The organism is Citricoccus muralis (genome assembly GCF_003386075.1).
Taxonomy (GTDB): domain Bacteria; phylum Actinomycetota; class Actinomycetes; order Actinomycetales; family Micrococcaceae; genus Citricoccus; species Citricoccus muralis.
Genome location: NZ_QREH01000001.1, coordinates 2,547,703 through 2,569,538, shown reverse-complemented (window position 1 = coordinate 2,569,538; position 21,836 = coordinate 2,547,703). Strand labels below are relative to the sequence as shown.

Annotated in this window: 16 protein-coding genes; 2 read left to right on the top strand and 14 right to left on the bottom strand. The window is 70.6% G+C overall.

Annotation, left to right across the window (positions count from 1 at the left end; translation table 11 throughout):
• Positions 1 to 6: 6 nt before the first annotated feature.
• Complete coding sequence (locus C8E99_RS11330; protein WP_115932373.1) at positions 7 to 1,713, bottom strand: ABC transporter substrate-binding protein; 1,707 nt, start codon at positions 1,711 to 1,713, stop codon at positions 7 to 9.
• Positions 1,714 to 1,865: 152 nt separating this feature from the next.
• Here C8E99_RS11330 and C8E99_RS11325 point away from each other — a divergent pair, with 152 nt between their 5' ends.
• Positions 1,866 to 2,552: a DinB family protein gene (locus C8E99_RS11325; protein WP_115933434.1), complete on the top strand. Its 687-nt coding sequence runs from the start codon at positions 1,866 to 1,868 to the stop codon at positions 2,550 to 2,552.
• Between the two features lie 5 nt (positions 2,553 to 2,557).
• Here C8E99_RS11325 and C8E99_RS15905 read toward each other — a convergent pair whose 3' ends face one another.
• The 7 genes from C8E99_RS15905 to C8E99_RS11285 form a co-directional block, all read right to left on the bottom strand.
• A complete protein-coding gene (locus C8E99_RS15905; protein ID WP_170144591.1) occupies positions 2,558 to 3,436 on the bottom strand; it encodes a VOC family protein in 879 nt (292 codons plus the stop codon).
• Between the two features lie 75 nt (positions 3,437 to 3,511).
• Positions 3,512 to 4,327 carry a helix-turn-helix transcriptional regulator gene (locus C8E99_RS11310; RefSeq protein WP_170144590.1) on the bottom strand — a complete coding sequence of 272 codons (816 nt, stop codon included), beginning with the start codon at positions 4,325 to 4,327 and terminating at the stop codon, positions 3,512 to 3,514.
• 77 nt (positions 4,328 to 4,404) lie between these two features.
• Entirely contained in the window at positions 4,405 to 4,857 is a 453-nt protein-coding gene (locus tag C8E99_RS11305) for a VOC family protein (RefSeq protein ID WP_211309033.1), read from the bottom strand.
• A gap of 145 nt (positions 4,858 to 5,002) precedes the next feature.
• Positions 5,003 to 5,836: a GRP family sugar transporter gene (locus tag C8E99_RS11300; protein WP_170144589.1), complete on the bottom strand. Its 834-nt coding sequence runs from the start codon at positions 5,834 to 5,836 to the stop codon at positions 5,003 to 5,005.
• A gap of 85 nt (positions 5,837 to 5,921) precedes the next feature.
• The gene (locus C8E99_RS16250) at positions 5,922 to 8,780 is read right to left on the bottom strand and encodes an ABC transporter permease (protein ID WP_115932369.1); all 2,859 of its coding nucleotides are present in this window, start codon (positions 8,778 to 8,780) and stop codon (positions 5,922 to 5,924) included.
• Between the two features lie 3 nt (positions 8,781 to 8,783).
• Entirely contained in the window at positions 8,784 to 9,566 is a 783-nt protein-coding gene (locus tag C8E99_RS11290) for an ABC transporter ATP-binding protein (RefSeq protein WP_115932368.1), read from the bottom strand.
• A 146-nt stretch (positions 9,567 to 9,712) separates the two neighbouring features.
• A complete protein-coding gene (locus tag C8E99_RS11285) occupies positions 9,713 to 11,158 on the bottom strand; it encodes an FAD-dependent oxidoreductase (protein WP_170144588.1) in 1,446 nt (481 codons plus the stop codon).
• Between the two features lie 166 nt (positions 11,159 to 11,324).
• Here C8E99_RS11285 and C8E99_RS11280 point away from each other — a divergent pair, with 166 nt between their 5' ends.
• A complete protein-coding gene (locus C8E99_RS11280) occupies positions 11,325 to 12,785 on the top strand; it encodes an L-lactate permease (protein ID WP_245952280.1) in 1,461 nt (486 codons plus the stop codon).
• A gap of 6 nt (positions 12,786 to 12,791) precedes the next feature.
• Here C8E99_RS11280 and C8E99_RS11275 read toward each other — a convergent pair whose 3' ends face one another.
• The 6 genes from C8E99_RS11275 to C8E99_RS11250 form a co-directional block, all read right to left on the bottom strand.
• A complete protein-coding gene (locus tag C8E99_RS11275) occupies positions 12,792 to 13,538 on the bottom strand; it encodes a LuxR C-terminal-related transcriptional regulator (RefSeq protein WP_425452928.1) in 747 nt (248 codons plus the stop codon).
• A 201-nt stretch (positions 13,539 to 13,739) separates the two neighbouring features.
• Complete coding sequence (locus tag C8E99_RS11270) at positions 13,740 to 15,014, bottom strand: sensor histidine kinase (protein WP_245952277.1); 1,275 nt, start codon at positions 15,012 to 15,014, stop codon at positions 13,740 to 13,742.
• Positions 15,015 to 16,211, bottom strand: coding sequence for a nitronate monooxygenase (locus C8E99_RS11265; protein WP_115932365.1), 1,197 nt, complete (start codon positions 16,209 to 16,211; stop codon positions 15,015 to 15,017).
• Positions 16,208 to 16,639, bottom strand: coding sequence for a hypothetical protein (locus C8E99_RS15900; protein ID WP_170144587.1), 432 nt, complete (start codon positions 16,637 to 16,639; stop codon positions 16,208 to 16,210). Before C8E99_RS15900 ends, C8E99_RS11265 begins: the two co-directional genes overlap by 4 nt.
• A 168-nt stretch (positions 16,640 to 16,807) precedes the next feature.
• The gene (locus tag C8E99_RS11255; protein ID WP_115932364.1) at positions 16,808 to 20,311 is read right to left on the bottom strand and encodes an HAD-IA family hydrolase; all 3,504 of its coding nucleotides are present in this window, start codon (positions 20,309 to 20,311) and stop codon (positions 16,808 to 16,810) included.
• Positions 20,312 to 20,466: 155 nt separating this feature from the next.
• The gene (locus tag C8E99_RS11250) at positions 20,467 to 21,753 is read right to left on the bottom strand and encodes a methyltransferase domain-containing protein (RefSeq protein WP_115932363.1); all 1,287 of its coding nucleotides are present in this window, start codon (positions 21,751 to 21,753) and stop codon (positions 20,467 to 20,469) included.
• Positions 21,754 to 21,836 lie beyond the last annotated feature (83 nt).

Below are 21,836 nucleotides of genomic sequence, written 5' to 3'. Positions count from 1 at the left end.
ACGGGATCACGGCTGTGTCAGCTGGGCGTTGATGAAGGTGGGCGTGGCCACCGTGCCGAGGGTCGTCACGCCGGTCACCCCGCGGGTGAGGAAGTGGTTCTGCTGGTCGTACAGCGGCAGGATGTAGTAGCCCTCCAGCACCGTCCGCTGCGCCTGTTCGTACAGCGCGGCGCGCTGGTCCGGATCGGTGATCCGGGCGGCCTCCTCCAGCGTGGCGTCCAGCTCCTCGTCCGTGACCTGGGAGAGGTTGGCGAAGTAGCCGCTGGGCGCGGGCTCGGTGCCGGCGGAGTGGTAGAGGGTCCTCAGCACGTCCGGACCGACCTTGGTGTACGGAGCGCTGACCGCCTCGTAATCGTTGTCGCCACCGTCCTCGGGCGCGGCCAGGGCGCCGTACCAGGCCGAGAGGTCGAGCGGGGTGAGGATGACCTCGAAGCCCACCTCGCGGGTGTTGGCCTGAATCTGCTCGAAGAGCGCCTGCTCGGCGGCCACCGACTGGTTGGTGCTCACCGGGAAGCGCACGGTCAGGCGCTCGCCGTCCTTGACGCGGTAGCCCTCGGAGTCGGTCTCGTCCCAGCCAGCCTCGTCCAGGAGCCGCTCCGCGGCCTCCCGGTCGGTGCCGAAGAGGGCGGGGTCGCTGTACGCCATCGGCTCGGCGCTGGACAGTGGCGAGTGGGACCGGGTGGCCACGCCCTGGTAGAGCGCCTCGATCCCCGGGTCCACATCCGCGGAACGGATGAACGCCTCGCGCACCCGCTCGTCGTCGAAGGGAGCCTGCCCGGAGTTGAGCTCGATCCGGTTCACGGAGCCGGGACGGGGCGCGTCCAGGTGGCTGAACTGGTCGCCGGCCGCACCGTTCTCGGCGGCCACGATCGCCTCCGGCTCGGGGTTGTCCATGACGTGGACCTCACCGGACTGCAGGGCCGCCCAGCGGGTGGCAGGGTCCGGCAGGAACCGCCACTCGATACGCTCGAGGTGCGCGGCGCCGTCGTGCTCCGCCTCCGGTCCGTGGGAGGTGTACTCCTCGTTGCGCTCGAGGATGACGTGCTGTTGGGGGACCCACTCGCTCACGGTGAAGGGGCCGGTGCCGATCGGGGCCGCGCAGTTCTCCTCCATGCCGCGTTCGATGCCGGCCGGGGACTGCATGGCGGTCCACTGCATGCTCAGCGACTCCAGTAGCGCGGAGTCGGGTTCGCTGAGGTGGAAGCGCACGTGGGTGGCGTCCACCGGTTCGACCTCGGCAATCTTCTGCACGGCGAGGAAACCGGTGGAGGAGGCGGTGTCCGGGTCCTGCAGGTGCTCGATGTTCGCCTTCACGGCCTCGGCATCCAGCGGCGTGCCGTCGGTGAAGGTGATGTCCTCGGCCAGGGTCAGGCCCCAGGTGAGGCCGTCCTCGCTGACTTCCCAGTCCGTGGCCAGCCAGGGCTGGATCTGTCCCTCCGCGTCCCGCCCGACGAGCGGCTCGAGGTACTGCGTGCTGAGCAGCGCCTGCGGGTAGTTGCCACCCACGTGCGGGTCCAGGCAGGTCGGCTCGGCGTCCCCGGTGGCGTAGACGAGGGTGCCGCCCTCCACGGGTTCTCCCGCACCGGCATCACCGTTTCCGGAGCCGCTCTCACCGCCGCTGCAGGCCGTGAGCAGGAGCGTGAGCACCGCCGCGCCTGTGGCCAGGCGGGCTCCGCGTCGGGGGGAAACGGGGGACAGCCGGTCTTCGGCCATAGGGATATGCACCTTCACTCGAGCTTGACACGTCAATCGTAGTTGAGCCGCCCCCGGCGGATTCATCCGGCGTCATGCCGTCCTGGCGCACGCCACACGCACCGCTCACCGGGGATAGTGGCCGGCCCCGTGGGGATGCCACCATGGCCGGCATGCCCAGCGAACCTGCCGCCACCCCGACCGACGCCACCCCGATCGACGCCCGCCCGCCCAGCGGCTCCGCGGAGGACGGCAGCGTGAAGGCCGTCCTCCACCACTACCTGAGGACCGCCCGGCGTGACCTGCGCTGGAAGCTGGAAGGGCTCACGGAGCGGCAGCTCCGCACCCCCATGACCCCTACCGGTTCGAACCTGCTGGGGATCTTCAAGCACGTCTCCTCGGTGGAGGTCGAGTACTTCACCGGCTGCTTCGGCCGGCCCTCGGGGATCGAGATGCCGTGGTTCGAGGACGATTCCGAGCCCAATGCGGACATGTATGCCACCGCCGAGGAATCGGTGGAGTGGGTCTTCGCGCTCGCGGACCGCTGCGCCGCAGCGTCTGATGCGGCGATCGACGGGCTGGACCTGGCCGCCGTCGGGACCGTGCCGTGGTGGAGGAACGGGACGGTGACGCTCGGCCGGCTGCTAGTACACATGGTGGCCGAGTACCAGCGGCACCTGGGGCACGTGGACATCCTGCGGGAACTGCTCGACGGCGCCGCGGGCCTGGCCCCCGGCAACTCCAACCTCCCCGGCGAGGAAGACGGTGCCCCGGAGGACTGGTGGGACGGTTACACCGAGCGGCTGCGGCAGATCGCGGCGGACGCGCCGGACACACTCCCGAACACCCCCACCACGTGAGTCCGCTACCCGGCGGGTAGCTCCGAGATCTGGAATGTGGCCCCGGCGGGATCGGCCACGGTGGCCAGACGTCCGAAGGGCGTGTCCATCGGGCCGTCCAGCACGATTCCGCCCTGCGCCCGGACCAGGTCCGCGGCGGCATCGGCGTTCTCGACGATGAAGTATGGGCGCCAGTAGGAGTCGGTGCCCTCGGGGAACCAGTCGCGTGGGGCATCGCACAGCCCGGCCGTTGCGGCCTCTCCCGGGTGGTTGTTGGCGTAGCGTCCGCCCTCGCCACCCTCCTCGGCCTCGCCCGACTGCTCGCTAGGATCGGCACCGGCGTCCGCGCCGGCCTCTTCGCCGTTCTCGCCGAGGAGGGTCGGCTCCCATCCCCAGACCGTCCGGTAGTACTCGGCATCGGCGTCATAGTCGAAGCTCATGACCTCGAACCAGACCGGGGCGCCGACGGTGCCGTCCAGGACGAACCCCTCGAAGCCGTCCGCCTGCCAGATACCCATACCCTCCCCGCCGGGGGTGATCACCACGCCCATCGAACCGAGCCCGGGCATCGGCATGGCGGGGACGATCACGTCGCCGCCTGCCGCGGCGGTATCCGTCAGGGACTTCTCGATGTCGTCGCTCTTGAGGTAGACGGTCCACGCGGCGGGCTGATCGGCGTCGGACTCCATCTGGGACATGGCGCCGCCCACGGACGCACCGTGGCGGGTGATCATGTGATAGTTGGCGAAGTCAGGGCCCATGTCCTCGAACTCCCAGCCGAACAGTGACTGATAGAAGCCCTGGACGGCGCCGAGGTCCGGGACACCGAGGTCCACCCAGACGGGTGACCCGGCGGTGATGGGGGTGTGAGTGGTCCTGGCGGCGGGGCTGGTGTTCTCGGTCATGGCGGTCTCCTGGTGTCAGCGCAGGGTGTCGGCGCAGGGTGGCGGGGTCGGTTGGCCACGCCGGGTTCGGATGGATCAGACCGGTGGGCGGTACCGGGGCATCATCGACGGCAGCGCGCTGAGCATCGGGAACTGCCACGGGGCCGCGAAGTCCAGGCTCAGCGCCACGGTGGCCGAGGCCGTGAGCGGTTGGGGATGGACGCCGACGGCGGGGCGCGGGTTGGCCAGGTGCTCCATCGGTTCCGCGGTGGCCGGCACGGCCGTGGCCAGCAGCCACGGTGCGGAGGCGACCAGGGGCAACCGGAAGGAGCCCTCGCCGAGGCGGAGGACGCCGGTCACCGGCAGGCCGGCAGGGGACGGAGCCGGGTAGAAGCCGATCCAGACCAAGGCCTCCAGTCCGGGACCGCCGCGCAGGTGAGGCGGCAGGCGGACGGTGCCGTGGACAGTCCCGAGCTGACCGGTGGCGGGATTCGGGACCCCTGCGGTCAGGTCGGCCTCCGTGACGCCGGGCGGGAGCACGGCGAAAGGGGCCAACGTGGTGGTGGTGAGGGTGTCCGCGAGGCGGCGCAGCTCGGAGGGGGCCACGCCGACGGCATCACGGAAGCGGCGGGTGAACGTACCAGGGGAGGAGAATCCCACCTCGTGGCAGATGTCCACCACGGAGTGGTCCTCCGTCAGGAGCAGTTCCTTGGCCCGGTGGAACCGGACTCCGGCGAGGAAGCGGTTGGGGGTGACACGCAACCGCTGGGCGAACATCCGGGTGAAGTGGAACTGGCTGTAGCCGGCGGCATCGGCCATGTCCGCGACCGTGATGGATTCGGTGGCGTGGTCCGCAATGAACCGGGCGGCCCGCTGCGCCGCGGCCTCGTGCTCTCCACGCTGGTCTTTCACGAACCTAGTGTGGTGGCGGGCCTCGGTTGCTGTCATCATGTCATGTGCTCCGAATCCGGCGTGGCCCGAGCGGCTGTTCAGCCGGCGGGCATCTCCGAGGACATCCAGAGGATCTCCCACTGGTGGCCGTCCGGGTCCGTGAAGGTCCGCCCGTACATCAGGCCGGCATCCACCATCTCCTGCGCGGGGTTCGGGTCACTGGGCGGGACCTCGGTGGCCCCGGCGGCCAGGGCGGCGTCCACGAAGGGGTCCACGTTCTCTTGGGCCGCTGCGTCCAGGGCGATGATCGCGCCGTTGGCGGCCTGGGTGTCCGCCACCGGCTTGCCGTCGAGGAAGCTGGCGTAGAAGTCCCGGGTCAGCAGCATCACGGTCACATGCGGGCTGAAGGAGAGCGAGAGCGCGTTCTCATCGGAGTAGTCCTCTGAGATGCGCACTCCCACCGAGGTCCAGAACGTCCTCGCGGCCGCAACGTCCTGGATGGGCAGGTTGACGTAGATGTTCGTGCCGATGCCCGTGCTGGTCTGGTTCATGGAATCGACCTTAGGACCGTGTGATCCCAGGGCCGACTCCATTCCTGCGCAGCCCGACTTCGCCACGGGCCATGGTCGGCTTCCGAGACGAGACGAGACGAGACAGGCCGAGCGGACTCTTGAGGTCGAGGTTTGGCAGGACCGATTACCCGAGGCTGAGCAGGACCACCGCGATGCCGGCGGCCACCAGACCGATGACCCGCCGGTGGGTGACATGTTCATGCAAGACGAAGACCCCGAGCAGGACCGGGATCACCGGGTAGAGCGATGCCAGGGCGACGGCGATGGCCAGCAGTTGCTGCCGCGTGGCCAGCAAATACAAGGCGAGTCCGAGTGCGGCACCAGCACCGATGGCCAGGGCCTTGGCAATGTCTGTCCGGCTGACTGGCCAGGCGTTCCGGGCGGTGGCGAACACCGGGGCGAGGACCAGGACTGCGGCCGCACGGCCGGCGACCACAGCCCAGAGCCCGCTGCCGTCCGTGGCCAGGCCCAGCCCGATATATTGGACCGCCACGCCAACGCTGGCGATGAGGCCGTCCCGGATCGCCGACGAGCCGTGGAGTCCCCTCCTGCCACTGGAGACGAGCCACAAGGCCGGCAACATCATCGCGATGCCTACCCAAGCCGCCGGCGTGGGCTGCTCCGCGAGGAACCAGACCCCGCACAGCACGGACAGGGCCACGCCGGTGACGGCGCTGATGGGCAGGACCACGCTCATGTCCCCGCGGGCCAGTGCGCGGTTCAGGTACAGCATGGTGACGGCGCTGCCGACCCCGGAGAGTGCACCGAACCCCAGATCGATGAGACCGACATGTTCGGAGGGGACTGCCATCGCGGCCAGCAGCGCGAAGAGCAGTCCGCCCACCTGGCCCACCCAGGCGACGAAGGCGTAGTGGAGCCGGCGGGACAGGATCCCGCCGGCGTAATCGACCAGGCCGTAGACCACGGCGGAGGCGAGCGCCAACATCGGGCCCATCATGCCAGAGTGATGACCGCCAGGGTGCGTCCCCGGCGGCCATCACGTCCGCCTCTCGGTTCCTTGTGGAAGGTGGAACCAGCCCGGATCAGGCCAGGGCGAGCCCCTGGACCGGGGCCAACTTGGCCGCCCGTTGCGAGGGTGCCACCGAGGCGAGCAGTCCGGCCAGCACAGACACCCCCACGATCACGGCCAACTCCCACCAGGGGACCACCGGCCAGACGATCGACTGACCGATTCCGGCCGCCATCGGCCCGAAGACCGTGTGGGCGCCCAGGCCGCCGTAGACGGTCCCCAGGGCGCAGCCGATCAGTGCCGCCACCCCCGAGATCAACACGGCCTCCAGGGCCAGCATGCCGCGGAGCCCGCGCCGGGTCAGGCCCAGGGCCCGCATCAGCGAGTTCTCCCGTGAGCGCTCGATGGCGGACAGGGACAGGGTGTTGGCCACGCCGATCAGGGCGATCAGCACCGACACGGCGAGCAGGGCCGTGACCACCATGAGCATGCCGTCAATCACCACGGAGAACATCAGACGGATGCTGAGATCCCCGGAGATCTTGTCCTGGGACACCCCGGCCGCCTGGGCGATGCCGGTGTTCAGCTCCTGCAGGCCGTCCATGGAGACGGTGTCCGAGGCGTTGAGCCAGAGCTGCGGTGCCGTGACGGCCACGGCTGCAGCAGCAGCATTGCCCGCTCCTGCGCCGTCCCCGGCTCCCTGCCCGGCACTGCTGCCGGCGTTGTCCGCCAGTCCGATCGACCGCGCATCCTCGAGGGTGATCACGGGCCGCACGGCGGAAGAGGCGCTCTGGATGACCTCGAGTTCGAGGGAACCGCTGGTGCCGGTGACGGTCACGGTGTCAGTTTCGACGGTGTTGGGCATCAGGATGGTCCCGGGTTCGCCGAGCCGGTCGGCGCCCGCGCCTTGGGGCAGGCCGGAGACGACGGACCGCAGTTCCGCGGGATCGGCGGCGTAGACGGGCGTGCCGGAGTCGGAGCCGCCGCCCGAAGCCGAAGCGTCGCCTGCTGCCGGCTCGGTCACACCGGCCGGCAGCAGCAGGGCTGCGGAGTCGATCCCCTCCACCTGCGCCACGTCGTCCCGGGCCGTCTGGGCCTCGGCGGCACTCAGGCCCGCGACGCCGGCCGCGGCGGACCCCTCGCCAGGCCCGGCAGCGGAACCGTCACCGGACTGTGAGGCGGCGTCCAGGGCGGATTCGGTGCCGTTGCCGGGCATGAGCTCCACCTGCAGGTCCACGGGGAACTCCGCGGCGAAGATGGTGTCCATCTGCTGCTGGGCGGTGCGCCCGCCCGTGAGCATCATGGCCACCAGGGTGGTGCCGATCAGCAGGGCCGCGGCCGTGGAGGCGGTCCGGCCCGGATTGCGGGTGGCGTTGAGGCGGGCCATCCGGCCGGGCACTCCGGCAGGGCGGGCCGCCAGTCCGGCCACGGAGACGACCGCGGGCACGAACAGCACGGCGAGCATGAGCACGCCCACGAAGGACAGTGCGCCGCCAGCCACGGCGATCGCGAGGTCGGCCTCTGCTGCGCCCCAGACCAGCCCGGCCACGCCGGCCGCGAGGAACAGAGTGCCGAAGACCAGGCGCAGCACACCGGCCCGGTTGCCGACGGCGGCGTCCTCGCGGGGGCGCATGGCCTCCAGCGGGGAGACGCGCGTGGCCGCCAGGGCGGCGGACATCGAGGCGATGATCGTCATGACCATGCCCACGGCCACACAGGCGATCAGGTCGCGGAGGTTGGCCTCGAAGGTCAAGAAGCCGAAGCCCTCGTTCGTGGATCCCCAGAGGACGAGGGCCGCCACGATGCCGCTGGCCAGGGCCGAACCGATGATCGCACCGAGGATGCCGATGACGCCGGCCTCGACCAGCACGGATCCGCGCACCTGCCGGCGGGAGGCGCCCAGGGCCCGCTGCAGGGCCAGGTCGCGGGACCGCTGGGCCACCAGCACGGAGAAGGTGTTGGAGATGACCAGCGCGGTGACGAGCAGGGCGATCACGGCGAAGGCACCGAGCACCCACACGAAGACGTTGGAACCGGTCATCTGAGCGACCTGCTCCTGGGCCTGCACATCCGGGGTGGCGACCGTGACCTCCATCCCCTCGGTCTCGGCGAACTCCTGCAGGGCAGTCTGGACTGCGGCCAGGTCGGCCCCCTCCTCGAGGCTGATCAGGACGTACTCGGCGTAGTCCTGACCGAGGACCTCATCCAGGTCGACCGCCTCCTCGCCGGCAGCGGCACCGGCACTGGTGGTCATCGCCTGGGCGGCGTCGAGCTTCAGGGCCTCGGCCAGCGCGTCGTCCACCTTCAGCTGGATCGCGCCGATCGCATTGGGGTCCTGCGAGACCTCGGTCAGCCCGGACACAGTGACCTTGCGGCCGGCCGCGTCAGCGGACATGCCGGACATCAGGAAGGTGGAGGAGCCGACGTCGAGCCCGAAGTTCTCGGCGGTGCGCTCATCCAGGGCGATCTCGGTGGTGGAGCCGGCGGCCGGGTACTCGCCGGCCGTGAGCGGCTCGGCCACCAGGGAGGTGTCCTCGGGGACGGTGGAGGCCAGGGCGAAGTCGGAGTCGGGGCTCCAGGTGCCCTCGCCCTGGGCGTCGGCGGGGCGCTGGACGCCCACCGTGGTGACCACATGGGCGTAGGCGTCCTTCACGTCCTCCACGTCCTGCAGGGGGCCGGGCTCGGAGGAGGTGCCGGCCACCTCGGCCATCGAGGTCATGGCGCCGAAGGTGTCACCGGAACCGGAGGACGGGCCGACCACCAGGTCGGCCTTGGAGTAGGTGGCACCGATGGAGTTGCGCAGGCTGGCCGTGGAGGAGGAGCCCACGAGCAGGGCGGAGGCCAGGAACGTCACGCCGATGGTAATGGCCAGCAGCACCGAGATGTAGCGGCGCGGCTGGTCCCTCAGTTGGGACAGGGCGAGCTTCAGCATGGCTCAGGCCACCCCCAGCTTCGCGAGTGAGGCCAGCACGTTGTCCGGGGTGGGGTCCGTGATCTCGCCGGCGAGCTGGCCGTCCGCCAGCAGGACCACGCGGTCGGCGTAGGCGGCGGCGGCCGGATCGTGGGTGACCATGATGATGGTCTGGCCCATCTCGCGGGAGGAGCGGCGCAGCAGGGAGAGCACCTCGGCGCCGGTGGCGGAGTCGAGGTTGCCGGTCGGCTCGTCGCCGAACACCACGTCCGGGCGGGTCAGCAGGGCCCGGGCCACGGCCACGCGCTGCTGCTGGCCGCCGGAGAGCTGGTGGGGCTTGTGCTTGAGGCGGTCCGTCAGGCCGAGGATCCCCACGACGTCGGCCATCCAAGCCTGGTCCACCGGCTTGCCGGCGAGGTCCAGGGGCAGCACGATGTTCTGCTCGGCCGTCAGGGTGGGGACCAGGTTGAAAGCCTGGAAGACGAAACCGATCCGGTCACGGCGCAACCGGGTCAGCTCGGTGTCGTTCAGGCCGGTGATCTCCTGGCCTCCGAGCACAATGGAGCCGGAGTCCGCGGTGTCCAGGCCGGCGAGGCAGTGCATGAGGGTGGACTTGCCGGAGCCGGAGGGGCCCATGATGGCGGTGAAGCGGCCTTCGGCGAAGTCCACGTCCACGCCGGCGAGGGCGTGGACCACAGCCTCACCCTTGCCGTAGGTCTTGACGAGGCCGCGGGCCGAGATGGCGGTCGAGGGCGTGCCGGAGGAAGTAGGGGTGGTGGAGGCGATGACGTCCGTACTGGTATCCATGCCACCCACTCAACCGGTTTCACCGCCGCAGTGAATCCACCGACGGGCCCGTTCCGTGGCCAATCAGGGTCATCCTCAGGGATGACTCGGGGTCCTCCCGGAGAGCGGTGGCGGCCTCGAGGGCTATCCCTCTGGCCAACCTCTGGCTACTCCGCCGGGACGAGTCCGCCGAGTACCTCGTTGAGGGCCTCCGTGGCGGAGGGGTGGATGTAGATCGAGTCCCGCAGTTCTGCGGCGGTGATCCCGTGCCGGATGGCCAGGGCCACCAGGTTGATGACCTCCTCCGCGTGCACGTGCTGCAGGGACGCCCCGAGGATGAGATTAGAGGCGGTGTCCACCACCACGGTGATCAGTCCACGGGGATCGCCCTCGATCTTCGGGCGGGGCATCGCGGCAATGTCCGCGACCTTCTTCGACGCCACGCTCAGGTGCCGTCCGTTCTCCTCCGCCCAGCTCTTCGCCTCGGCCAGGCTCATCCCCACGCGCGCCAGGGGCGGGGTGAGGAACATCGTGTAGGGCACGGCCACCCGGTCCTCCAACGAGCGTTGACCGCCGCCGGAGAGCTGGTCCGCCACAATTCGATGGTCGTCCAGCGAGGTGTACGTGAACATCTGCCCGCCCTTGACGTCGCCGATCGCGAACACCCCCTCGACCGAGGTGTGCAGGTACTCGTCGACCTGCACGAACCCCCTCTCATCCGTCACGACGCCGGCCGCGTCCAGCCCCAGCCCCGCGGTCGCCGGGGTGCGCCCGAGGGCGAGGAGCACCGCGTCCGCCCCGATCGACTGCTCCGCGCCGTCCACCTCGTAGGTGACGGTGGCTTCGGCTGTGCTGGACGTTCCGGCTGCTCCGGGGTCGATCGCGGTGACGGAGGCGCCGGATCTGAACCTCACGCCGTCCTCCTCCATGATCGCGACGGCGGTGCGTGCCACGTCCTCGTCCTCGTGTTTCAGGGGTCGGGATCCCCGGTCCAGGACGGTGACCTCGGAGCCGAAGTGGGCGAACATGGAGGCGAACTCCAGGCCCACATAGCCACCGCCGACCACGACGAGCCGCCGGGGGAGCGGGTCGGCGTGCTGCAGGGTGGTCGAATCGTGGATGGTTCCGCCGAGTTGAAAGCCCTCACCGAGGCCCTCCAGGCCCGGGATGGGCGGGATGGTGGGCACGGAGCCGGTGTTGATGACCACGGTGTCCGCCGTCAGCACCAGGGTGTCCTCACCCTGGTCCACCGTGACCTCCCGGGGGCCGGTGAAGGCGGCATGTCCGGACACCAGCAGCACCGAGTCCACGGTGTCCAGCATCGAGTGGTTCTTCTTCCGCATCGCCGCCGTCAGGGTGTCCCGCCGTTTCACCGCCTGGATGAACCAGGAGGCCGGGTCGTCCTCCGGCCGGCGTGCGCCGGCGTCGTGCACCAGGGCCTTGGTGGGCACGCAGGCGACATTGATGCAGGTGCCGCCCACCATCAGGGCGTCCTGTTCGACGAGCGCGACGCGCCGGCCGGACCGGCCGACCGTGCCGGCGAGGGTCTTGCCGCCCTTGCCCCAGCCGATGACGAGCAGATCAACGTGTTCACGGTGGACGGTGGCTTCCATGAGCCCTCCTGATCTGGATGAGTGCATGACGATGTGTCTCGGGTCTCCCTCCACCGTAGACCCGAGTGCCGAGGTCAGGGGTAACATTCGACGGTGCGGGGGCCGAATCCGGAGCCCGCGAACAGGGATGTCCAGCAGAAAGTGGAGGCCGTCAGTGGATGTGGTCATGGCGGCTCTGCCGATCGTGCTGACCCTTGGACTACTCCCGACGAAACTTCCCTCTTGGGTGGCGCCCGGTGCTGGAGTGGCGGCCGCGCTGGTGATCGCCGTTGCTTGGTTCGCCACCCCGTGGGCGGACTTGGGCGAGGCTTTCGGAGGAGGCGCCGGCACCCTCGTGGAGGTGCTGGCCATCATCGGCGGCGGCATCCTGCTGTCCCGGGTCATGGACCGCACCGGCGGCCAGCAACGGATCGCGATCTGGCTCTCCGCCGGCGGCGGACCCACCATCTCCACGGCACTGCTGATGGTGACGGGCGTGGTGCCGTTCCTGGAATCCGTGACGGGCTTCGGGGTGTCCGTGATCATCGGGCTGCCGCTGCTGCTGGCCCTGGGATTCACGCCCCTGCGGGCCGCGCTGCTCTCCCTGCTCGGCCTGACCGTGGCCCCGTGGGGCTCCATGGCGCCGGGCACCCTGCTCGGCGCCGAGATCGCCGGTGTCCCCCTGCTGGACCTGGGCCTGGCCTCCGGAGCCTTCAACATCGTGGCCTTCGTGGTCGGCGGGACCCTGGCCGCCATCGTGGCGGGCCGGGGCTCCCATGAGGTGGGCGCCCACCCGGGCGAGCTGACGTGGAAGGACTACGCGGTGTGGGCCGCCACCGGATTCACCGCCGGGCTCGTCCAGGGCTCGGTCATCGTGGTGGCCAACCTGCTGCTCGGGACGGCGGTGGCCGGCGCGGTCGGCTCCCTCGCCATGGCAGGACTGTGGGCCGTGATCATCAGCCGGGGCAAACTCCAGCCCGCCCCCTGGCGGTATCTGGCCCCGTACCTGATCCTGCTCCTCGGGACGATCGCCGGCCAGGTCATCGAGCGGACCCTCCTGCCCAATGGCGTCGGGGCCGTGCTGGGCTCCCCGGCCCTGTGGTCCATCAGCGGTGCCGTCGCGGGCGTGTGGATCCTGTCCATGGAGCGGCACCACCGCTGGCTGCTGCCGCGCGAGACCGGGCGGATGTGGCTGGGCACGGCCATCCCGACCGGGCTCTACCTGCTGCTGGGCTACGCCGTCTCCGGTGGTGGGCTGGCGGACAGCCTGGCCGCCGCGCTGACCTCCCTCGGGGGCGGATTCCTGTTCCTGGTGCCGTGGATCGGCGGGCTCGGCGGCTACATCACCGCCTCCAACACGGGGGCGAACTCGATGTTCGGTGGCACCCAGACAGCCGCCGCGCACGCCCTCGGGGTGGAGCCGCTCTGGGTCATGGGCGGGCAGAACGCCGCTGCCGGCCTCGGCTGCCTGACGAGCCCCGCCCGGATCGAGCTGGCCTACCGGCTGGCCCAGCCCCACGTGCGCGAGGACACCCCTGGGCGGACGCTCAGCCGGGGCGCCCTGTTGCGGGTCACCATGCCGTTCTTCCTGGCCTGCCTGGTGATCTGGGGCTTCGCCTGCCTGTTGTTCCTGCCCGCCGCTGGATGATCCCGGCTACGGCGTGACCAGGCCCGCCCGATAAGCCGTCACCACGGCCTGGACGCGGTCCCGGGCACCGAGCTTGGCGAGTACCCGGCCCACGTGGGTCTTCACAGTGGCCTCAGACAGGAAGAGCCCTGCGGCGATCTCCTGGTTGGAGTCACCGCGCGCCATCAGCCCGAGCACCTCGCGCTCCCGCGGTGTGAGCGAGTCCACGGCGGCCGTCTCCCGCTGGCGCCGATCGTCGGCGGCCTGGTCACGGCGCAGGGTCGGTGCCATGTGGTCCAGGAGCCGGCGCGTGGTGGAGGGTGCGATCACCGCATCACCGCGGTGCACCGTGCGAATCGCCGCAAGCAGCTCCTCCGGCGGCGCGTCCTTCAGCAGGAACCCGGACGCCCCCGCCTCGATCGCCTCCAGCGCGTATTCGTCCAAGTCAAAAGTGGTCAGCACCACGATGCGCGGGCCCACCGGTTCCCTGGCGACGGCATCACTGAGAGAACTCGGGTGGGCGGCGCGGCCGCTCCCCGGGCCGGCGGAGGAGGCGCGACCGCCCGAGGTGGTGCGACTGGCAGCGGCCGGGGCTGGGCCGGCGTCGGGCATCCGGGGCAGCAGGGCTCGCGTGGCCGAGATGCCGTCCATCTGCGGCATGCGGATGTCCATCAGCACCACGTCGGCACTACGGACGGCAGGGGAGGCCACAGCGTCCCGGCCATTGGATGCCTCGACCACGACCTCGAGGTCCGGCTGGGAGTTGATGAGCATGGCGAGGCCGGAGCGGACGAGCTGCTGGTCGTCCACCAGGGCCACGCGAATGGCTGCGGGTTGCTGGGTCTCGGTCACGTGTCCATCATCTCCTGTCCGGGGATCCCAGCGGTGCGTATGGTCCACCTCCGGAGGACATGTCCCATGGGGGACCCGGTGGGGAGATGTCCTCTGGATGTGGACGGACGTGTGCGCGGCACCTCAGATCTCCTGGTACGGCACGGCGGCGCGGACCGAGAAGCCTCCGCCCTGCCGGGGACCAGTCTGGACGGTGCCGCCGAACAGAGCGATGCGTTCGCGCAGGCCCACGAGGCCCTGCTGGGAGCCCTTGGTGGACTCCGAGGCGGCGGCTCCGCGCCCGTTGTCCGTGACCTCGATCTCGAGGCCGGCATTGGTCCAGTTCAGCAGTACCGTGGCCCGGGCGTTCGGGCCACCATGGCGGACGGTGTTGGTCAAGGACTCCTGCACGGCGCGGTAAGCCGCCAGTTCGCCGCCCGTCGGCAGGGCTCGTCGGGCGTTGCCCTCCACCGCGTAGTCCACGTCCAGGCCGGTCAGGCGGATGGTGTTGATCAGGTCCTCGAGGTCCACCAGCCCGGGCTGCGGGTGGAACTCGGTGGCCTCCGGTCCGCGCAGCACGCCCAGCAGGCGGCGCATCTCCCCGAGGGCCTTGCGCCCCGTCTCAGAGATGGTGCCCAGGGTGGCCACGGCGACCTGTGGGTCGTGCGCGCCGGCGTACCGTCCGCCGTCGGCCTGGGTGATGATGACCTGCAGCGAGTGGGCGACGATGTCATGCATCTCCCGCGCGATGTGGTTGCGTTCGTCTGCGGCCGCCAGCTCGCGTTCCTGCGCCGCCTCCACCTCGAGCTGCCGGGCCCGGTCCCGCAACTGCTCCAGGGCCAGGCGGCGGGTGCGGGCGAGGTCGCCGAAGGCCCACGCGGCAAGCACGATCGCCGCGGCTCCCACGGCGAAGGACACCGCGATCACGGCCTGCTGGGTGGGATCGCCATACATCGACGAGTTGTTGGAGATCAGATCCGCACCCGGATCCAGGAAGGAGGGTGGGGCGTAGGCGATCTTGAGCCCGTTGAGCACGGCCCCGGCGAGGGCGGTGCCCAGGCCGGCGAACGAGGCCCACCGGGGCCCGTTCGCGGCGAGGTTGTGCACCATCATCGGCACGATCGCGATGGAGGGCAGCAGGTCCGGGCCGATCAGCAGCTGCACGAGGCAGAAGAACACCGTGATGCCGGCCGCCAGCACGGGTCTCCACCGGCGGATGGCCCACGGGGCGAGTTGGCCGACGGAGATGGTGAACGCCAGCAGCAGCCACGGCACGGTCGCCCCGTCCGTACTGCCGACCGGTGAGGCAGCCGCGACCGACGCCGCGGAGAAGGACAGCATCAACCAGCAAGCCACCAGCACGTCCGTGAGGACGGGATGGTGGCGGAAGAAGGTGTCGATCCGGCGCAAGGGATTCACTTAGGCGAGGTCTCCCAGGATCTCCGCGGCCGGGGCCACGCGCGTCCGGGCGGCCCCGACGCCGGCCCACAGGCTCACGGCGTCCGCGTCACCGGCCGCGGTGGCAGCCGCCCGCAGGGGCTGGGTCAGGACGTTCACCTCGGGGTAGGCGGCGGGGGCGTCGGCGTGGTCGCGCATGAACCGGTTCTCCAGTCCCCGCGCCCAGCGCCCGGAGAAGGCGCGGGTCAGCGCGGTGCGGGCGGAGCCGTCGTCGTGAGCGAAGTCGGTGCCGGCGGCGGCCTGCCCCAGGGCCGCGCGCTGCAGGGCAGAGGTGCCGGCCTCCTCGGCCCGCAGGAACGCGGTGCCGCACTGGGCGGCGGTGGCCCCGGCGGCCAGCACGGCACGCACCCCGCCGGCGTCCATGATCCCGCCTGCTGCGAACAGGGGGACCTCGGGCCCGACGCCGGCCCGCACCTCGGCGAGCAGCTCGGCCAGGGCGGTGGTGGCGGGGGCGGCCTGGGGATCGTGGACGGAGCGGTGACCGCCGGATTCAGGCCCCTGGACGCTGAGCACGTCGGCGCCGTGGGCCAGGGCGGCGGTGGCCTCCTCGACGGTGGTCACGGTGACCCCGAGGACGCAGCCGGCGGCGTGCAGGCGGTCGAAGACCTCGGCGGCGGGCAGCCCGAAGGTGAAGGTGACCAGGGGCCAGGCGCTGGCCTCCGCGGCGTCGAGCTTGGCGTCCCAGCCGTCCATCGCGTCCGGTTCCAGGGGGGTGGGCTGTGACTGTGACTGGTCGTCGCTCCCGGGCAGGTCCACACCGAGGGCTGCCGCCTCGGCGAGCAGCCCGGAACGGTACGAGGCCACCTCGGCCGCGCGCCGGCGTCGTGCCTCGGAACCGGGTGTCTTGCGGGAGGCGGGGATGGCGGTGTTGGCCGGTTCGGGGACGAAGAGGTTCACGCCGATGGTCCGGTCCGTGGCCTGGTGGGCCGCCTCAACGTCCGCGACGAGCTGGTCCACCGGACGCATGCCGCCGGCCAGGAAGCCCAGGCCGCCGGCGGTCGAGACCGCTGCGGCGAGCTGCCAGGTGGAGGGTCCGCCGGCCATCGGCGCGGCGACCACGGGCACTGTGGGAGGGGCGAACTGCGGGGTGGTGTGCGGGGCGGCCTGGGGCGTGGACGGAGATCCGCTGAGCGGGGCGCCGGGTGAATCAGTGCTCATGGGTGGATTCTGGCACGGAGTGCGAGCACCTGCGTGATACCGGCCGTGGCGAGCCCCGAGACCAGCATCGCGGCGAGGACGATCTCCTGGCCGGCCTCCGTGAACTGGGTGAGGAACGCGCCCACGGCGATCATGGCGAGCAGCATGCCCAGCAGGGCCGGGCCGCGACCGGCGGACTCGGTGCGGGCGGGGCGCGTCTCGGCGGCCGGGTCGGTGATGTCCGCGGCGTAGCTGGAGGCCGAGATGACGTGGTGGACGGGCTCGGAGTCGGCCAGTCCTACCGAGGCCGGGATCGTGATGACTCGGAGTTCGTCGGCGGGGGTTGCGGTGGTGTTGGAGGCAGCGAAGGTGGCGTCAGCGTTGGTGGCGGTGGAGGGGGCGGCGGACGAGGCGTTGGCGGCGGTGGGAGTGAGGGTCGGCGTGCTCATGTTCTCCAGAATGCCCGCCGGCGCCGGTGCCGCAGAAGACACCGGAGGGTGAACCTGGGGCCCGCGGTGTACAACCAGGGGATGACCCCCACCCCGTCGTTTTCCGTCGAGTTGGGGTGGGTATTTCGCCGAGATACCCACCCCAACTCGACACAAAACGCAGGTGGGTCAGAGGATGCCGAGCCGGTTGGCGTCCGGGGAGACGCAGGCCATGGGGTCCACTGAGGCGGTCAGGGACGGGTGGCGGTTCAGCAGCGGCACGGTCCACTTCTCGCCCGGATGCATGGTCTTGTCCCGGCCCTCCACGTTGAGGTGGATGGGGTGGGCGGAGCCGTCCAGCAACTCCAGGGTGATGCAGTACTGGGTGATGCGCACGCTCAACGGCTGGCGGCGGAACCGGATGGTGAACTGGAGGCCTGGCAGCTCCACGGGCAGCAGGGGGTGCAGCCACAGGGTGTCCGCACGGGTCTCCACGCCGGCGTAACAGCGGATGATCATGTCCACGGTGCCGGCCATGGCCCCCAGGTGGATGCCCTCGCGGGTGGTGCCGCCCTGGGTGTCGGACAGGTCCGCCTCGAGGGCCTCCTGGAAGAGCTCCCAGGAGCTGGAGCGGTCCGTGCGGGCCGCGACCCAGCCGTGGACCAGGCGGGACAGGGTGGATCCGTGTGAGGTGCGGGCCAGGTAGTAGTCCACGGTGGCCCCGAAGTCCTCCGAGGTGAAGTGGTACCCCATCCGGTCGAGGATGCCCTGGAGCTCCTCGGAGGAGAACAGATAGGTGAGCATCAGCACGTCCGCCTGCTTGGAGAGCTTGTAGCGATTCGTGGTGTCGTCCTCGGCCTGCAAGATGAGGTCGAGCCGCCCGATGTTGCCGTACTTCGTCCGGTAGGCGTCCCAGTCGAACTCCAGCAGGTCCTCGTAGCCGTCGAACTGGCTCATGACGCCGCCGGCCTGGAACGGCACCCGCAGCTTCAGGCTGATGTCCGCCCAGCGGTCCAGCTCGTCCTCGAAGACGTCCAGCCATTCGGTCAGTGGGTCGTCCAGTCCGTCGAGCCAGCGCACCAGCCGCACAGTCTCAGAGAGCACCCAGGACAGCAGCACGTTGGTGTAGGCGTTGTTCCGCACGCCGGATCCCGGGGCGTCCGGATAGCCGTCGTGGTACTCGTCCGGGCCCATCACGCCGTGCAACTCGTACCGGCCGCGCTCGGGGTTGTAGTGGGCCATGGACACGAAGAACCGGCAGATCTCCACGAGCATCTCGGCGCCGTAGTCCGAGACGAAGGTCTGGTCCTGCGTGGCCTCCACATAACGCAGCACGGAGTACGCCACGGCCAGGGAGACGTGCCGCTGTTGGTGCGAGTTGTCCGGCATCCACTGCTGGGAGCGTTCGTTCCACAGCTCGGTGGGGGTCTCCTCGCGGCCGTCGGAGCCGGACTGCCACGGGAACATGGCGCCCTGGTATCCCTCGGCGCGGGCGTTGGCACGGGCTTCGCCGAGCCGGCGGTAGCGGTACATCAGCAGGCCGCGAGTCAGTTCCGGCCGGCGCAGCGTCAGCATGGGGTAGATGAAGATCTCATCCCAGAAGATGTGCCCGCGGTACCCCTCGCCGTGCAGGCCACGGGCGCCCAGGCCGGCGTCGAGGTCCCGGCGGGAGCCGAAGCTGGTCTGCAGTACGTGGAAGGTGTGCAGGTTCAGGGCCAGTTGGTGGCGCTGATTGGCCCCCTTCCGGACCAGGGCCTCGGTGGCGTCGAGCCGGGTGGCCGGAGGGAGCAGGTGGCTGTGCTGCTCCGGGGCCTGGTCCAGCTTCACGGCGAAGCGGGACCAGTTGATGCCCCACATCTCCTCGTGATAGGTCAGCAGCTGGCGGAATGAGCCGGTCCGCTCGATGCGCTTGGCCGCGTTGTGCCAGACCGAGGAAATGGCGTGATCGTGGGTGTTGGCCACCGCCGCGATCTTGTCGAACATCACCGGCACGCCCTCGGCGAGCTCGATCTCGATGTCATGGCCGATCACCATGGGACCCAGCTCCACCGGGGTGCGGACCGGTTCGGGGGCATCGGCGGGGGACTGGAAGCGGGTCCGGGCTGCGGTGGCCACGTGCACCCGGGACTGGCTGGTCACCGTCTCCAGCAGGACGGTCTCCCCGTCGATCTCCCGGGATTGGACCGGCTCCCAGTGGTTGGAGGCGAGCTCTCGGTCGTCGGCCACGTTCTGGTTGGACACTCGGCCATCGATCATGGACCGCACCGTAGCCGTCCCGGTCCAGTCCTCGGCCTCCACGGTCAGTTCCATGGCAGCCAGGTGGTGGCCGGCGAAGGACTGGAACTGGCGCGTGCTGAGCCGGGTGGTGCGGCCACGATCGTCCCGGAAGCGCATGGTCCGGCTCAGCAACCCGCGGCGCAGGTCCAGCTCCTGGCGGTAGGAGACCATGTTCGGGTTGCCCGGCACCAGCTCCTCGCCGTTGTCCAGGGTGACCAGCACGAAGGTCCAGTCCGGGGCGTTGACCATGTGCTCGGTCTCTACCGCCTTGCCCTGGACCGTGGACGTCAGCCGGTTGAAAACGCCAGCCACGTACGTCCCGGGGTAGTGGGTGGGGCCGGCGGTGGTGCCGGGGACGGAGCCGCGCGTGCCCCAGTAGCCATTGGCCAGGGTGCAGAGGGCCTCCCGGGTGCCCTCCTCCGCCGGGTCGAACTCGTCATAAGCCAGCACCCAGTTCGGGTCGAAGGGTCGGGTGGTGCGCTGCTCCAGGTGCAGCATGGTGATGTCCTCCACCACCACGTCCGCGCCGGCGTTCTTGAGCCGGTCCGGGTCCCGTGCCCGGTCCACGCCGACCACCAGGCCGAAGCCGCCGTCGTGCGCCGCCTGCACTCCGGAGGCCGCGTCCTCCAGGACGATCGCATCCACCGGTTCCACGCCCAGCTGCTGGGCGGCCAGCCGGAACGTCGCCGGATCGGGTTTGCCGGGCAGGCCCCGTTCCAGGGCGGTGTTGCCGTCCACCACCACGTCGAAGAGCCTGTCCACGTGGCCCGCTCCCAGCACCGCCGCGGAGTTGCGGGAGGAGGTGACGAGGGCGGTGGGTACGGAGTCGTGACGCAGCTGCGTCAGCAGGGCGAGGGCCTCCGGGAAGACCGCGACGCCCTCGCGCGCCAGGACCACCTCGAAGAACCCCTGCTTGCGGGCCGCCAGGGCCTGCACGGTCAGTGCGCCGTCGGCGCCGACGTCGGCCCCCTCCGCGGCCGGCATGCTCGCCGTCCCCGCAGCAGGCTTCGGGCTCGCATTAGCCTCCGGACCCGCGGCTGCCTCCGGGCCCGCGGGAGCACCCGGACCCGACAGTTCCGTGAGAACGTCCGGGGCTTCCGGAACCCTCAAACCGCGGGAGGCGAAGAAGGCCCGGACACCGTCCTCACGGGGCCGGCCGTCCACGAACTGCAGGTAGTCCGTGACGTGGTCGAAGGGGCGCAGCGCTCGCGGGTCCGCGGTCACCGTGGCCAGGTTGTGGGGCAGGGTGCCGACCGCCGCGATCGAGGCGTCGAAGAGCTCCTTCCACGCCTGGGCATGCACGCCGGCGGTGTCCGTGACCACCCCGTCCATGTCAAAGATGACCGCCCGGAAATGGCGGAGGGTGTGGCGGCGGGCGGGGCCCGTCAGTTGGACGGGACGAGTCAGTGGATGCATGAAGCCTTCCTGTTCCTCGGGCGGTTGCCTCGGCATGTCGGGGTCAGTCCCCTGCATGGACCCGGCCACAGGTCTGGGGGCCAGCCTAACGAGGGGGACGTGCAGTGGATCAACTCGAGGCCACTCGGGCACGGCGATCGCAGGGCGCCGGGCGGTCAGCGCAGTTCGAGGAGCATCAGGACCTCGTAGTGCTCGGTCTGCGGGAACATGTCCAGCAGCCGCGCTCGCACCGGGCGGTATCCGGGCAGGTGCTCCAGGTCTCGTGCCAGCGTGGCCGCGTTACAACTCGAGTAGAGCACGTGCTCAATCCCGGAGGCCTGGATCCAGTCCGCCAGTTCGGAGCCGATGCCGCGCCGCGGCGGATTGACCACGACGGCGTCCGGCAGCTCCGCGGGCATCTCACCGGCACCGGTGCCCACCGTCGGCGGCACCTCCGTGGCGCGGTCGGGTGCGCGGTCCGGTGTCCGCCCCGTGGGGATCGCGGTGGCATCCCCGACGGCGAAGCGCACGCGGTCCTGCACGCCGAGTTCCCGGGCCGTCACCTGGGCGGCGGCGACGGCGTCCGCGGAGGTCTCGAGGCCCCACACCGTGCGCTCGGTGCCGGCCGGGAGCGGGCCGGTCCGGCCGGCGTCGTGAGGGCGGACCTCGGCGAGCTGGAAGCCGAAGCCGCCCACGCCGCAGTACAGGTCCCAGACGCTGGCGGCATCCGTGGTGTCCAGCCACTCGGAGGCCAGGGAGTAGAGGGCGGCCGCCAGGGCGGTGTTGGTCTGGAAGAAGCCCTGGGGGCGCAGGTTCAGGGGGATGCCGTTGAGCCGCATCGTCAGCGTCGGCGCCCCGGCCAGGTGGATCTCCTCCGACCCCTCGAGCAGGGCACGGTGTTCCGGAAGCAGGTTCGCGGTGACCACCACGGTGTTCGGCAGGGCCGCCAGTAGGGCGGGGACCGCAGCACGGAGGGCCGGCAGCTGGTCCGTGGAGCGCAGCACGAAACGAACCATGAGCCGGCCGGAGGGGGAGAGGGTCAGGATGACGTGCTTGAGCTCACCGGTGCGCATGCCGACGTCGTACGGAGTGAGTGCGGCCGCGGTGATGACCTCCGCCACCACGGGGAAGGCCGTCCCGAGGGCCGGCTCGTAGAGGCCGCAGTCGCGCAGGTCCACGCCGGTGCCGTCATGGTGCTTGGGGTGCTGGCGGGGATCGAGGATGCCCAGCCGGGGGTTCTCGGCCGAGCCGGTGACGACCATCTTGGCCTTGTTGCGGAAGCCGGATTCACGCGAGGGGACGGGGTCCAGCCACAGATCCGAGCCATCCGGGGCCCGGGTGCCGGCCACCGGATCCAGGAGGCGGCGGACGCCGGCCTGTTTCCGGTCCAGTTGCTCCGCGTAGGGCACGCCCATGAGGGGGCAGGAACGGCACTCGCCGGCGTCGAAATGGGGACATTGCATGGTGTCTCAAGGTTAGTGGCTGAAAAATAGTCTGCCGATTCCCCGCCCGGACCCATCCGCCGGCCGGGTGGCTCCGAATACTC